Source organism: Gammaproteobacteria bacterium, from assembly GCA_016200485.1.
Lineage (GTDB): Bacteria > Pseudomonadota > Gammaproteobacteria > Tenderiales > Tenderiaceae > JACQEP01.
In genome coordinates this window covers 136,152-150,928 of the sequence record JACQEP010000014.1, presented here as the reverse complement: position 1 = coordinate 150,928, position 14,777 = coordinate 136,152, and the positions used below count along the sequence as shown (strand labels likewise).

At 52.4% G+C, this 14,777-nt stretch carries 10 protein-coding genes; 3 read left to right on the top strand and 7 right to left on the bottom strand.

Features of this window, described 5'->3' with window-relative positions; all coding sequences use genetic code 11:
- Positions 1-9: 9 nt before the first annotated feature.
- The 6 genes from HY272_09490 to HY272_09465 are packed head-to-tail and all read right to left on the bottom strand — an operon-like array spanning position 10 to position 7,238.
- Complete coding sequence (locus HY272_09490) at positions 10-1,974, bottom strand: acetoacetate--CoA ligase (GenBank protein MBI3772918.1); 1,965 nt, start codon at positions 1,972-1,974, stop codon at positions 10-12.
- Positions 1,971-2,741, bottom strand: a complete 771-nt coding sequence (locus tag HY272_09485; protein ID MBI3772917.1) for an SDR family NAD(P)-dependent oxidoreductase — start codon at positions 2,739-2,741, stop codon at positions 1,971-1,973. The genes HY272_09490 and HY272_09485 overlap by 4 nt, the downstream gene beginning before the upstream one ends.
- Positions 2,738-3,637, bottom strand: coding sequence for a hydroxymethylglutaryl-CoA lyase (locus HY272_09480; protein MBI3772916.1), 900 nt, complete (start codon positions 3,635-3,637; stop codon positions 2,738-2,740). Before HY272_09480 ends, HY272_09485 begins: the two co-directional genes overlap by 4 nt.
- An 11-nt stretch (positions 3,638-3,648) precedes the next feature.
- Positions 3,649-4,425: an enoyl-CoA hydratase/isomerase family protein gene (locus tag HY272_09475; protein ID MBI3772915.1), complete on the bottom strand. Its 777-nt coding sequence runs from the start codon at positions 4,423-4,425 to the stop codon at positions 3,649-3,651.
- 6 nt (positions 4,426-4,431) lie between these two features.
- A complete protein-coding gene (locus tag HY272_09470) occupies positions 4,432-6,039 on the bottom strand; it encodes a methylcrotonoyl-CoA carboxylase (GenBank protein ID MBI3772914.1) in 1,608 nt (535 codons plus the stop codon).
- 11 nt (positions 6,040-6,050) lie between these two features.
- A complete protein-coding gene (locus tag HY272_09465) occupies positions 6,051-7,238 on the bottom strand; it encodes a thiolase family protein (protein ID MBI3772913.1) in 1,188 nt (395 codons plus the stop codon).
- A gap of 251 nt (positions 7,239-7,489) precedes the next feature.
- Between HY272_09465 and HY272_09460 the strand changes: the two genes are divergently transcribed.
- Positions 7,490-10,933, top strand: coding sequence for a methylmalonyl-CoA mutase family protein (locus tag HY272_09460; protein MBI3772912.1), 3,444 nt, complete (start codon positions 7,490-7,492; stop codon positions 10,931-10,933).
- A gap of 353 nt (positions 10,934-11,286) precedes the next feature.
- Here HY272_09460 and umuD read toward each other — a convergent pair whose 3' ends face one another.
- Entirely contained in the window at positions 11,287-11,865 is a 579-nt protein-coding gene (umuD, locus tag HY272_09455; GenBank protein MBI3772911.1) for a translesion error-prone DNA polymerase V autoproteolytic subunit, read from the bottom strand.
- Between the two features lie 190 nt (positions 11,866-12,055).
- Between umuD and HY272_09450 the strand changes: the two genes are divergently transcribed.
- Together HY272_09450 and HY272_09445 are read left to right on the top strand one after the other, a co-directional pair.
- Complete coding sequence (locus HY272_09450) at positions 12,056-13,018, top strand: virulence protein RhuM/Fic/DOC family protein (GenBank protein MBI3772910.1); 963 nt, start codon at positions 12,056-12,058, stop codon at positions 13,016-13,018.
- Between the two features lie 318 nt (positions 13,019-13,336).
- A complete protein-coding gene (locus HY272_09445; protein ID MBI3772909.1) occupies positions 13,337-14,521 on the top strand; it encodes an ATP-binding protein in 1,185 nt (394 codons plus the stop codon).
- The last annotated feature ends 256 nt before the right edge of the window (positions 14,522-14,777 follow it).

The following is a 14,777-nucleotide window of genomic DNA, read 5'->3' as shown; positions in this document are numbered from 1 at the left end:
GATGATCACTCAATCTGTTTGTAGCTCGGATAAGTTTTTGTATAAATCGAGCGCCTTTGGGTTAGCCAGCGCCTCAATGTTAGTCACTGGTCGATTGTGGACAATGTTGCGCACCGCCAGTTCGACGATCTTGCCACTGATGGTGCGCGGAACGTCCGTCACTTGAATGATTTTAGCAGGTACATGGCGCGGTGTGGTGTTGCTCCGGATCGTGGCCTTGATGCGGTTGCTAAGCTCCTCTGTGAGTTTCATGTCCTCACGGAGTTTAACAAAAAGTATAATTCGAACATCATCGCGCCACTCCTGGCCAATGGCGATGCTTTCCATGACTTCTGGCAATTTCTCCACTTGGCGATAAATTTCAGCGGTGCCGATGCGTACCCCGCCGGGATTCAAGACGGTATCCGAACGGCCATGGACGATCAGGCCATCGTGCTTAGTGAGTGCAGCATAATCGCCGTGGGCCCAAATGCCTGGAAAGCGCTCAAAATACGCAGAGCGATAACGCTTACCATCAGGATCGTTCCAGAAATAAATGGGCATCGAAGGAGTAGGCGCCTCGCAGACCAGTTCTCCGGCGGTCCCACGTATCGGTTTGCCATTCTCATCGTAAATGGCCACCTTCATACCCAGGCCACGGCATTGTAATTCTCCGCGATAGACGGGTAGCAGCGGATTGCCGAGGGCGAAGCAGGAAACAATATCGGTACCGCCGGAGATGGATGAGAGTTGCAAATCGGACTTTATCTCGCGATAGACAAACTCAAATGATTCCGGTGCTAGCGGCGAGCCGGTCGATAACATGGCTTTGAGCCGGTTCAGATTATAGTGTTTACCTGGAAGCGCGCCACTCTTTTCCAGTGCGGAGAGATATTTGGCGCTGGTGCCGAAAATACTCATGTTTTCTTGTTGGGCGTAATCAAACAGGATTTCAGTATGAGGATGGAAAGGCGACCCATCATAGAGCAAGACCGTAGCGCCTGTTGTCAGGCTACTGACCAGCCAATTCCACATCATCCAGCCACAGGTGGTGTAATAAAAAATGCGGTCGTCCGTCTTGAGGTCCGTGTGCAGTATCAATTCTTTTAAATGTTGTATCAATGTGCCACCAGCGCCGTGGACAATACATTTTGGCAAGCCGGTGGTGCCAGAGGAGTAGAGGATATAGAGCGGGTGATCGAAGGGGAGTTGTTCGAAGACAATTTCGGTTTCCGTGATACCGTTGATGAAATCCTGGTAGTGCGTTCCATTGCGAATCGCCTGACTGTCAGGCATGGCATCCAGGTAGGGGATCACAATCACACGTTTTAAGGTAGGCAGCGATTGGACTATCTCGGCAATGCGCGCCAGTGAATCGTGTCGGCCGCCTTTAAAGTAATAGCCATCAGCGCAGAATAAAAGTTTTGGTTCGATTTGGGAAAATCGCTCGACAGTGCCGGTGACACCAAAATCAGGCGAGCATGACGACCAGATGGCACCAATACTGGTGGTGGCGAGCATGGCGATGATGGTTTCCGGTAGATTAGGTAAATAACCGGCAACTCGATCCCCAACTTTTATCCCGGCTGCGCGCATTGCGGCAGCCAGTTTGGCAACGGCCGAATAGAGTTCGGCATAGGAAAGACTGCGACGCTGATAATCCTCTGACCAAAAAATTATTGCGGCTTTATCATCACGGCGGCGCAGGAGATTTTCTGCGAAGCTAAGGCGCGCACCTTCAAACCAGAGGGCGCCAGGCATGGTCGCGGGCTGTTGGAGCACGTTACGCCATGGTTGTGAGGCCTTGATATCGCAAAAGCGCCATACGGCGGGCCAAAACATTTCTGGGTGTTCGATGGACCACTGATATAACGCCGGATAATCAGAAATCGCTAGTGCTGTCTCATGACGTATAAATTCAATGAAGCGTGTCATGTTCGCCTGAGCAATGCGCTCAGGCGAAGGTCGCCATAGAGGTGACTCACGGTCGTTCATTTGGGCTGCATGCGCAGAGCCCCATCCAGTCGTATCACTTCGCCGTTAAGCATGGGGTTTTCATAGATATGGCGTACCAGATCGGCGAATTCCTGCGGATGTCCCAACCGATTCGGGAACGGGATATTAACAGCCAGTGCGGTGCGCGCCTCGACCGGCAAGGTGTCAAACATCGGGGTTTCAAATAAGCCGGGGGCAATGGTTATCACCCGCACACCAATGCGGGCAAATTCACGCGCCAGCGGCAGCGCCATACTGACCACGCCACCTTTGGAAGCAGAGTAAGCAGCTTGTCCAATCTGCCCCTCAAAGGCAGCGACAGATGCAGTGTTGATAATCACACCTCGCTCCTGACTGGCGCCGCTGGGTTCATTGTGTTGCATGACATTGGCAGCCGCGCGACAGACCGTGAAGGTGCCGATGAGATTGATCTTGATCACCTGTTCAAATTCCATCGTGCTGATCAGCCCATCCTTCGCTAGTACCCGGCGGGCAGGGGCAATGCCCGCGCAATTGACAGCAAGCGTAATAGTGCCCATTCTTTTTGCCGCTTCGGTAACGGCGTTATCCACAGCTTTTTCCGAGGTGACATCCGTGGCGATGAAATGCGCCTTTGATCCCAGCGCAGAGACCGTGGTGGCGTTACGTTCGGGATGGATATCGAGCACAACAACCTCGCCGCCATTGGCGATGATTGTTTTTGAAACCGCCAGGCCGAGGCCAGAGGCGCCGCCAGTGACAATTGCCTTGCATTGATTGAAGTTCATGATGGTAATCCTATGCGTCCAAGTTTACTGTTTATAGGGCGGCCAAGTTTTTCACAAATGAAATGCCCGGCCTTGATTAGCGCTGCGAGATCAACACCGGTCTCGATCCCCATCCCATGCAACATGTAGATAACATCTTCAGTTGCGACATTGCCTGTGGCGCCGTTGGCGTAAGGGCAGCCACCCAGGCCGGCAACCGAGGTGTCGATCGTCGCAATACCCAGTTGCAGGCATGCGTAAATATTGGCCAGCGCTTGACCACGCGTATCGTGAAAATGCACTGCTAATTCATGCATTGGTACATGCTTGCTCACTCGACGCAGTATATCTTGTGCTTGTAGTGGCGTGCCAACGCCAATGGTATCGCCAAGCGAGATTTCCGCGCAGCCTAAGGTATGGAGTCTCGTGGCGACGTTAGCCACCTTTTCGGGATTTATTTTGCCTTCATAGGGGCAACCCAGCACGCAGGAGATATAGCCACGCACCTGAATGTTGTTGGCTTTCGCTAAGGCCATGACCGGTTCAAATCGTTGCAGCGACTCGTCAATGGAGCAATTGATGTTCTTCTGATTGAAAGTCTCTGAGGCCGCAGTAAATACCGCGACATGATCAGCACCAACAGCGATAGCGCGTTCCAGACCTTGAAGATTGGGTATCAGCACCGGGTAGGAAACACCGGCATGGCGCTTGATTTGGCTGAATACCGCTTCAGCATCGGCGAGTTGTGGCACCCACTTGGGGTTAACCATGCTGGTCGCTTCGATAACGGACAGGCCAGTGGCCGATAATTGATTGATAAATTCCACCTTGGTGGCGGTATCTATGGCTGTGACTTCGTTTTGCAGGCCGTCGCGGGGTCCGACTTCAACGATCTTGACGCGATGGGGCAGAGTCATCGTGATCCGCCTTATTTAATCCAGGGCGGTTGTCGTTTGTCGAAGAATGCCGTCATGCCTTGTTGTGCTTCAGGTGAGGTGCGGAGATGGGCGATCAATTCCACCAGTTCGCGTTCATTATGACTATTGCCCGTTATTTGTTGCAGCATGCGTTTGCATTGTTGCAAGGCAATCGGCCCCGCCTTGAGCAGATGGCCGGCTTGATGCTGAACTCGCTCATCGAGTTTGTCATCAGCAGCAACTTCGTGTATCAGACCAATATGATGCGCCTCCGTGCTGGTAAATGGCTCTGCGCTCAAAAAATATCTTCTCGATTGGCGCAGACCGATGGCCTGTAAAACGTAGGGCGCGATTACCGCCGGCACCAAACCAAGCCGCACTTCGGTAAACGCGAATTGGGCGCTTGCCGCTGCAATGGCGATATCGCAGCAGGCGATCAATCCTAAACCACCACCATAGGCCGGGCCGTTAACACGGGCGATGGTGGGAACCTTGAGCTCGTAGATGGTGCGCATCAATTGCGCGAGTTTATTGGCATCAGCACGATTTTTGACTGCATTATATTGCGCCGAGCCACGCATCCAATCCAGATCGGCCCCGGCCGAGAACGATTTTCCTTTGCCAGTAACAATCAAAACCCGCGCATCGGCATCCGCATGGATTTGTTGCAAGGCAGTCAGCAATTCATCAATCAATTCGGCATTGAAGGCGTTGTGGCGATCGGGCCGGTTGAGGCAGAGGGTGTAAACACCATTGGGGGTGCGATCAATGATGATTTGAGTCGTCATGTCAATCTACATCCTGAAGATGCCATAGTGTGTATCAGGAATAGGGGCATTCAACGCTGCAGCGATACCCATGCCTAAATAATCCCGTGTCTGGATTGGATCAATGATGCCATCGTCCCACAACCGGGCAGTGGCGTAATAAGGATGGCTCTGGGTGGCGAATTGATCGCGCGTGGCGTTCATATAGCCTTCTGCATCGTCTTCGCTCCAAGATTTAGCTTGGCGCTCCATGCTGTCCTTTTTTACTTGATTCAGTAGATTGGCGGCCGTTTCACCGCCCATCACCGAGATGCGGGCATTGGGCCACATCCATAACTGGCGGGGGCCATAGGCGCGACCACACATGGCGTAATTACCGGCGCCAAACGAGCCGCCGATGATGACTGTGAATTTGGGTACTTCAGCGCAGGAAACAGCCGCGACCATCTTGGCGCCGTGTTTTGCGATCCCTTCATGCTCATATTTTTTGCCGATCATAAAGCCGGAAATATTTTGCAAAAAGACGAGCGGAATTTTTCGCTTGTTGCAAAGTTCAATAAAATGCGTGCCTTTGAGCGCGGAGTCGGAAAAAAGAATGCCATTATTGGCGATAATACCGACTGGATAACCGTGAATATGAGCGAAGCCACAGACGAGTGTTTGACCGAACATCTGTTTAAATTCATGCAGCTCAGAGCCATCAACAATTCTGGCAATTACCTCACGTATATCATAGTGCACCCGTAAATCGTGAGAAACGATGCCGTAAAGTTCTATTGCATCGTAAAGTGGTTCCACTGCTTCACGACGTTTAAGCTGACTTGTTTTTTGCCAATTGAGGTTGGCGATGATATCTCGGGTGAGATGGAGTGCATGCTGATCGTTGTCTGCAAGGTGATCGGTGACGCCGGAAATACGCGTGTGCACGTCGGCACCACCCAATGCTTCGGCATCGACAATTTCACCTGTTGCCGCTTTAACCAGCGGCGGACCTCCAAGAAAAATAGTGCCTTGATTTTTGACGATCACCGCTTCATCGGACATTGCCGGCACATAAGCGCCGCCCGCAGTGCATGAACCCATGACCACTGCAATTTGGGGAATTCCTTTGGCTGACATGCGTGCCTGGTTATAAAAAACGCGGCCAAAGTTATCGCGATCTGGAAAAACCTCATCCTGCATTGGTAAAAAAGCGCCACCTGAGTCGACGAGGTAAATGCAGGGCAGGCGATTTTGCTCGGCGATTTCCTGGGCGCGGAGGTGTTTCTTGCCCGTCAATGGATAGTAAGTTCCGCCTTTGACTGTGGCATCGTTGGCGACGATAACGACTTCCTGGCCATGTACGAGGCCGATACCCGTGATGATGCCCGCACTCGGCACGTCATTACCGTATATGCCATGGGCGGCGAGGGCCGAGAATTCCATAAACAAGCTATCGAGATCGAGTAGGGTGCGGATGCGATCACGTACCAGCAGCTTGCCGCGCTTGATGTGATTTTCGCGCATTTGTACTGAACCACCGATAGAGACTTGTTCCAGCTTTTCCTTCAAGTCATCTACCTGTAACCGCATGTAAGCCGCATTTTCGGAGAACTTTTCCGAGTGAATGTCAATTTTTGATTTGATGACGGCCATGTCTGATTCCGCTAGCTGATTCTCTCGATAGCAATCGCTGTCGCCTCGCCACCACCAATGCATAACGAAGCCACACCTCGATTCAGATTACGCTTAGCCAAGCTATGTAGCAAGGTTACCAGGATGCGAGTGCCGGTAGCTCCAATTGGATGACCCAAGGCGCAAGCACCACCGTTGACATTGACCTTGGCACGATCAAGTTTCAATTCGTGAATCGCGGCCATCGCCACCGCAGCAAAGGCCTCGTTGATCTCATAAAGATCGATGTCTTTATCTTGCCAGCCCGCCTTTTGGCAAACCTTCTGCACGGCGGAAATCGGCGCAATGGTGAAATCTTCCGGCGCCATGGCATGGCTGGCGTATGCCACAATTCGTGCCAATGGTTTAATACCACGCGCGTTGGCCTCACTTTCCAACATCAAGATCACCGCCGCTGCACCATCGGAGATCGACGCTGAGCTCGCCGCTGTGACGGTGCCATCCTTCGGCCGGAACGCTGGCTTGAGCTTTGGAATCTTGCTTATGTCGCACTTGAACGGCGTCTCGTCTTTATCGATGACCTGCTCACCTTTGCGTGTGGTCACTGTTACCGGTGTAATCTCATCGTGGAAGGCATCGCCATTACTGGCGGCTAATGCGCGGGTGACTGATTCAGCGGCATAGACATCTTGTTGTTCACGGCTGAATTTAAATTTCTCAACACAACGTTCGGCGAACATGCCCATCGGTTGACCGTCATAGGCGTTCTGCAAACCGTCATACAACATGTGATCGAGAAATTCGGCGTGGCCAAAACGCAAACCCTGGCGCGCTTTTTGTACCAGATAGGGCGCGTTGCTCATTGATTCCATGCCGCCTGCTAACACAATTTTGGCTGATCCAGCCGCGATAGCGTCGAAGCCGAGCATGACAGCCTTCATCCCCGAGCCGCAAACCTTATTGACTGTGGTGCAGGGTGTGGCCACGGGTAACCCTGCCTTAAGGGCTGCCTGACGTGCCGGAGCCTGGCCCAGGCCGGCGGGCAACACGCAGCCAAACAACACTTCGTCGATTTCCTCTGCCTTGAGTCCGGAACTGGCCAAAACGGCGCGTATGGCGGCCGCTCCCAGCTCAGGAGCGCTCAAATCGCCAAACTGGCCCATGAGGGCGCCAATCGGAGTGCGTTTGGCAGCGACGATGACAATGCTATCGGTGGCCATGGGTTACCTCACCAAGGTTTGGTCTATAAGAAATATTTAGGAAGTGTTGCCATTGTTAGGGTACCTGTCCATGTTGTATCAACCTGCTGAAAAACGCGCTGAGTGGCGCATCGCATTTTTCAGTAGATTAATAAACAATTTAATTACAATGGTATTAATTTTCAATATCTACGCTAATTAATAAACGGCTCTAAACCGAAATACTATATATGAAGACCAAATAGTTTGAATTAAAAAATCAAAGGAGCGCCATGAAAAGGATAGTTAAAACGAAGGGCAAGTCGAAATCCAGTCTGCCAGTCATTCCCTTACGTTTTATCACGGCGACCTCCATCTTTGATGGGCACGATTCGGCGATCAATATCATTCGCCGTATCCTTCAGGATCAAGGGGCGGAGGTGGTACACCTCGGCCACAATCGCAGTGTCGATGAGATTGTGCGGGCTGCCTTACAGGAAGACGTCGATGGCATCGCCATCAGTTCCTATCAGGGCGGGCATGTTGAATTTTTCCAATATTTAATTGATCGCCTCCGGCAAGCCGGTGCTGAACGTATCCGTGTCTTTGGCGGCGGTGGCGGCACGATTACCGCCGATGAGGCCGCAGCGCTGGAAAAATATGGCGTCGAAAAGATTTATAGCCCGGAAGAAGGGCGCCAGCTCGGGCTGGAAGGCATGGGGCAGGATATCCTGAAGCGCACGCAGCTTGCAGTGCAGCTCCGAAAACTGGAACAGAAATTTACGCTTGACGATCATTTCGCCATTGGCCAATGGTTAACGATGATTGAGCAGGGAGAGATCACGGCCAAACATCTGCCCAGACCCAACGCTACGATTCGTCCTGTGCCCGTGGTTGGGATTACCGGCACCGGTGGCGCCGGTAAGAGCAGTGTTATGGATGAATTGCTGCATTATCTGCTGCATTGTTTCCCCGATCTGCACATCGCGATACTAGCGATTGACCCCACCCGTGACAAGAGCGGAGGTGCATTACTCGGTGACCGGATCCGGCTTAACAGTCTCGGCAATGAACGGCTCTATATGCGGTCGATGGCGACGCGACGCCGTAATTTTGCGATTAGCGACAAACTCAACGACTGTATCGCCTTCCTGAAATCACTAGGCTATGGCTTGATCCTGGTGGAAACTGCCGGTATTGGTCAGGCCGATGTTGGCATCGTTGAGCAAGTTGATTTATCCCTGTATGTGATGACCAATGAATACGGCGCACCGAGTCAGTTGGAAAAGATTCAAATGCTCGACTATGCCGATATCGTGGTCTTGAACAAATCCGACAAGCGTGGCGCGCAGGATGCGTTGCGCGATATTCGCCGCCAATGGCGGCGTGATCACAAGGCATTCAAGCTTGGCGACAATGAAGTGCCGGTGTATGCCACCGTGGCCAGCAATTGGCATGATCCAGGTATTCAACAGTTGCTCATCGGCCTTTGTGATCGCTTGAGCCAATTGCCAGGACAAGCAGGGGTCTGGTCTCTAGCCAACGGAATCGAACTGCCACTTGCCCAGCATACAACACAATCAGATAGCGGCCTGATTCCACCACATCGAACTCATTATCTGGCGCAAATCAGTGAAAATGGTTTAGCGCAGGGAAATACTATTGAACAACAAGTGAGCACAGTGGCGCAGGCCTACAGTTTTTATCAAACATTAGAGGCGCTGGCAGATCGTGCTTTACCCCAACCGCTGGCGCGATATCCAGACGCTGAAATCGACAAGGAAAAGGACAAGACACTCGCCGCCCTACGGGGTAAATATAATGCCGCCCTAGCGCAGTTGACAGATGAATCCATGTCATTGTTACAACAATGGCCGGAAATCAAGGCTAGCATGCAGGCCGAGCATTACAGCTATAGCGTTCGTGGTCAGGAGTTCAGCGGCGATAATTATGTGGAGAGTCTGAGCCGGTTACAGATTCCCAAGATCGCCGTGCCGGACTATGAAAACTGGGGCGAACAGCTGCGCTTTTTATTGAAGGAAAATCTGCCCGGCGCCTATCCGTATACTGCCGGTGTTTTCCCTTACCGCCGTGAAGAAGAAGATCCCACCCGTATGTTTGCCGGTGAGGGTACGCCCGAGCGCACCAATCGGCGTTTCCATTATCTGGCCTTGGGCCAGAAATCGATTCGTCTTTCCACCGCCTTTGATCCGATCACGCTTTATGGCGAAGACGCCGCACCGCGCCCTGATATTTATGGCCGCATCGGTATGTCGGGCGTTTCGATCACCAATCTTGATGACATGAAGAAGCTCTATTCCGGCTTTGATCTTTGCCAACCTTCAACCTCAGTTTCTATGACCATCAACGGCCCGGCACCCATCATCCTTGCCTGGTTTTTGAATACGGCAATTGATCAGCAAGTGGAAAAATATCTGCGCGCCAACGGGCAGTGGGCACAGGCCGAGAAGAAAATCGCCAAACTTTATAAAGATCAGGCTCGACCGCACTATCAAGGTGATTTGCCACCAGGCAATGATGGTCTCGGCTTAGGCATGCTCGGCGTCACGGGCGATCAACTGGTAGCGGCGGATGTTTACCAGAAGATTCGCAGTGAAACGCTGAAAGTGATTCGTGGCACTCTGCAGGCGGATATCCTGAAAGAAGACCAAGCCCAAAATGAATGCATCTTCCCGCTGGAGCTTGGCCTGCGCATGATGGGCGATATTCAGGAATATTTTATCGCCAACAATGTCCGTAATTATTACAGCGTATCGATCAGCGGTTATCACATTGCAGAGGCCGGTGCAAATCCTGTCACGCAACTTGCATTCACACTCGCCAATGGGTTCACACTAGTAGAATATTATCTGGCTCGTGGCATGAAGGTCGATGACTTCGCCCCGCAAATGAGTTTCTTCTTCAGCAACGGCATGGACCCGGAATATGCCGTCATCGGCCGCGTCGCGCGCCGGATTTGGGCACGTGCGATGCGTGATATCTACAATGCCAATGAGCGCAGCCAGAAATTGAAATATCACATCCAGACATCAGGCCGTACCCTGCATGCGCAAACCTTGGGCTTCAACGATATTCGTACAACACTTCAAGCGTTATATGCGATTTATGATAACTGCAATAGTTTGCATACCAACGCCTATGATGAGGCGCTTACTACGCCCACAGAAGAATCCGTGCGCCGAGCGCTGGCGATTCAAATGATCATCAATCGCGAGCTCGGGCTGAACTTCAATCAAAATCCCAATCAAGGCTCATTCATTATCGATAAGCTGACCGATCTGGTCGAGGAAACGGTGTACCAAGAATTCCAGCGGCTGTCCGAACGTGGCGGTGTTCTAGGTGCAATGGAAACGCTTTATCAGCGCGGTAAGATTCAGGATGAAAGCCTGTACTATGAGCAACGCAAACACGATGGCCGCCTGCCAATTGTGGGTGTTAACACCTTCTTGTCGCATACCGAGAGGGATGCCGCCGTACAATCCGCCAAACTGATCCGCTCCGACGAAACCGAAAAACAGGCCCAGATCGACACCGTCACTGAGTTCAAACAATACCACACACGTGCATCCGCAGATGCCATCGAACGCATTAAGACCGTCGTCACTGAAGGCGGTAACACCTTCGCCGTATTGATGGACGCCTCCAAGGACTGTACCCTCGGGCAGATTACCCAAGCGTTATATGATGTGGTGGGGCGGTATCGGCGGCGGGTATAAATTCGGAGAAGAGCAATCCGTTCCAGCCCTTCTTCCGATGCTTAATAAAACCCTTTTTTCGATATAAACGTACTGTTAACACAGTAAGACATTGTATTTATACAGCATCAATACATTGGGATTCAGTCTCGTAGATAACAGTATCTGCGAGAGTGACTCGACATCATACACCCGGCGACGCAAGCAACTCCGGCCGCCGCGCCACTTCACAAGAGGTAAAAAAACAATCAGCGTCCACGTAGGCCACGGCATTGGGCTAGTCGGAAATAAGCATGAATCGGAACTCATTTTGATTACTTCGCTGAAGTCGAAACATTCCCTCTCCCTGAGGGAGAAGGTACTAAAGGAATTTTTCAGCGCACGTACTTACGAAACTGACCCACCACCACGCCAAACACTTCCATTTCACCCCGCGGATGAATCACCGGATACGCAAGATTCGCCGGACGCAACACATACTTGCCATTTTCCTTATCGAGATATTTCAACGTAAACTCGTTATCGACCAGTGCGATCACAATGTCGCCCAGCTTCGCCGGTGCGCCTTTTTCCACCACCACGACATCGCCGCTGTGAATCCCGGCACCGATCATCGAATCACCCTTCACCGTCACCAACACCGTTTGCGAAGGATGCTCCACCAGATAATCATCAATCGTCAGTGCATCATGCTGCGCATCCGCCGCCGGACTGGGAAAGCCCGCCCGCACGCTTTCATAAATCGGCCGCTCGAAAAACCGCTTGCCCGGCCGCAGCCGCTTATCCGGCGTCGATTCCAAAAATCCCGCCAGTTTCAACCGGCCCACCAACGCCGCCACCGGACTCTTGGAGCGAAACCCCACCAGCTGCATCAAGGTGGAATAGGGCGGCAGCACCTTATGCGTGGCGTAATAGTCCTGGAGCTTGCTCAGGTAGAGGTCATCGTTATTCATGAAAATCAGTCTATAGAACGGTCGTTCTTTGGTCAAGAAACGGGTAGAATCGCTGGTGTGTTGGCCGAAAAGTGACCTGAAAATACACGTTTACCGAGCCAGCCTCATTCGGTATGGCCTGAAAGGTATAGCAGCTAAAAATATAGTAATAACAATAGATTACCGCTTGATTAACAGGGAGGGTTATACAATGACGGACATTGCAATTTACGAGGGCCCCGGTGGGACTATCGAGGTACGGGTGGACCGGGAAACTGTGTGGCTGAATCAGGCACAGCTTAGCGAGCTTTTTGGACGTGAGCGGTCCGTCATTACCAAGCATCTCCGAAACGCGTTCGGTGATGGTGAGTTAGAGGAAGAAAGCAATGTGCAAAATTTGCACATTGCCGGTTCGGATAAGCCCGTCAAGTTCTACAACCTCGATGTTGTTATTTCAGTCGGCTACCGCGTTAAATCCCGTGAGGGTGTGCATTTTCGCCAGTGGGCCACCCGGATTTTGAAGGAACACCTAACCCGCGGCTACACACTCAATCGCCAACGCTTTGAGCAAAACGCCCGCGAGCTAGAAGCAGCATTGTCGCTCGTGCGCAAAGCCGCTGCCGGGGAAGTGCTCACCACCGAACAGGGGCGGGGATTGGTGGATGTCATCGCCCGCTACACCCAAACCTTCCTACTGCTGCAACGCTATGACGAGGGGCTGTTAACCGAACCCAAGGGTATTGCCGGCGGGGTGTTACCTTCCCAAGTCGAAGCGGAGGCCGCGATTGTTGAATTAAAGCAGAACCTCATAGCGCGCAAGGAAGCAACTGCATTATTCGGCCAAGTTCGCGAAGCGGGGCTCGTATCGATTCTCGGTAATCTGGAACAAAGCGTGTTCGGTGAGCCCGCGTATCCCAGCATAGAATCCAAGGCCGCCCACCTGCTGTATTTTGTCATCAAGAACCATCCATTCAGCGACGGCAACAAACGTATCGGATCGTTCTTGTTCGTGGATTTCCTGAACCGCAACGGACAGTTGTTCCGTAACGGCGAGCTAGTGATGAATGACGTAGGCTTGGCCGCTCTGGCGCTGCTGGTGGCAGAATCAGACCCCAAGGACAAAGAAATCGTGATACGCCTGATCATGAACATGCTCGCCGGGGTGGTGGCATAACCGAAAAGTGGCCTAAAAACATAAGCGTTTACCAACTTAAGGAACCTCTGATTAATTCGTCGTTCCGGGCGAAGTGCAGCGCAGACCCGGAATCTACAGCTTTTAATTCAATGAGTGACTGGATTCCCGCTGGAGCTTGCCCTCGACTCCGATCGGGGGCGGGAATGACGCCGAAGGAATTAATCAGAGTATCCTTAAATTAAATATGATTCAAAGGCTTATGCCGCCAAAAAGGCAAAGCCTAGTTTATAGGGATTTATTTGAATTTATACGATCGTTGGCGTATAAACGTGAATAAATTGATATAGGTTGAACGGCATGGACAGAATCAGCAACCCTTTCTCCCCCGGCGCAGGCTCGCCTCCGCCAGAGTTGGCCGGTCGGGACAGCATCCTCGAACAGGCCCGCGTGCTGCTGGGGAGGATGCGCGCCAGGCGCCCGGAAAAGAGTCTGCTTCTGACGGGGCTGCGCGGGGTCGGGAAAACCGTGCTGCTCAATGAAATAGAGCGATTGGCCCGAGATGACGGCTATCGCACCATTCTGGTGGAGGCCCATCAGGGCAAGTCGCTGGCTGCACTGCTGGCACCACATCTGCGCCGTCTGTTGTTCGAGCTTGATAGGCTCGCCGGGGCGGGGAACAAGGCGCGGCGCGGACTCGCTGTGCTCAAGAACTTTGTTGGCGCCATTCGGATCAAGGTGGGCGAGATCGATATCGGCGTCGATATCGAACCTGAGTCCGGTGCCGCGGATAGTGGCGATCTCGAAGTGGATCTGCCCAATCTTTTTACTGCGGTTGCCGAGGCTGCGGAAGAACGCGGCTCCGCCGTGGTCATCCTGATCGACGAGCTTCAGTATCTGAATACGTCAGAGTTGAGTGCGTTGATCATGGCCATGCATAAGATGCAGCAGCGCCAGCTTCCCTTGGTGCTCATCGGTGCGGGTCTTGCGATTCTTCCCGGGCTGGCAGGAGAGTCGAAGTCTTACGCAGAACGATTGTTCAATTTTCCAGACGTTGGACCGCTGGCGGAGACGGATGCCGCTAAAGCACTTCGGGAGCCAATTGAAGCGGCTGGTGAGTCGATTGAGCCCACCGCCCTGTACGAAATTTACCGGATGACCAAAGGCTATCCCTATTTTCTGCAGGAGTGGGGCTACCAAGTGTGGAATCATGCAACAGTCTCGCCGATCACCCTGCAAGACGTGCTTCAAACCACGAATGTGGTGAGTAAACGCCTCGATGAGAACTTCTTTCGGGTGCGGTTTGATCGCCTCACGCCCAGGGAGAAGCAGTATTTGCGCGCCATGGCAGAGCTTGGTCCCGGGCCCTACCGAACGGGAGATATCGCCGACAACTTGCGTGAGAAGATTACTACGCTAGGCCCGGTGCGAGCCAGCCTCATAAAAAAGGGTATGGTCTATAGCCCTACCCATGGCGAGATGGCATTTACCGTGCCGTTATTCGATGAATTCATCCGGCGTGCAATGCCGGAGTTTGAGCCTTGAAGATTAGCAGCATCGGCCAATCCAACGTGTCACGCAAAATCGCATCATCGTCCTGTTTTGCGACGAGCGGGCTATTTCGGTGACTGGAATGACCGCGATCCAGTCCGCACTCTAAGGCGTAGCACTACTCGTGGCAGAATCCGACCCAAAGGACAAAGAGATCGTAATACGCCTCATCATGAACATGCTCGCCGGAGTGGCGTCGTGACAGCGTTTAACCGAAAAGTTGCCTAAAAATACAGGTTTACCAACACAA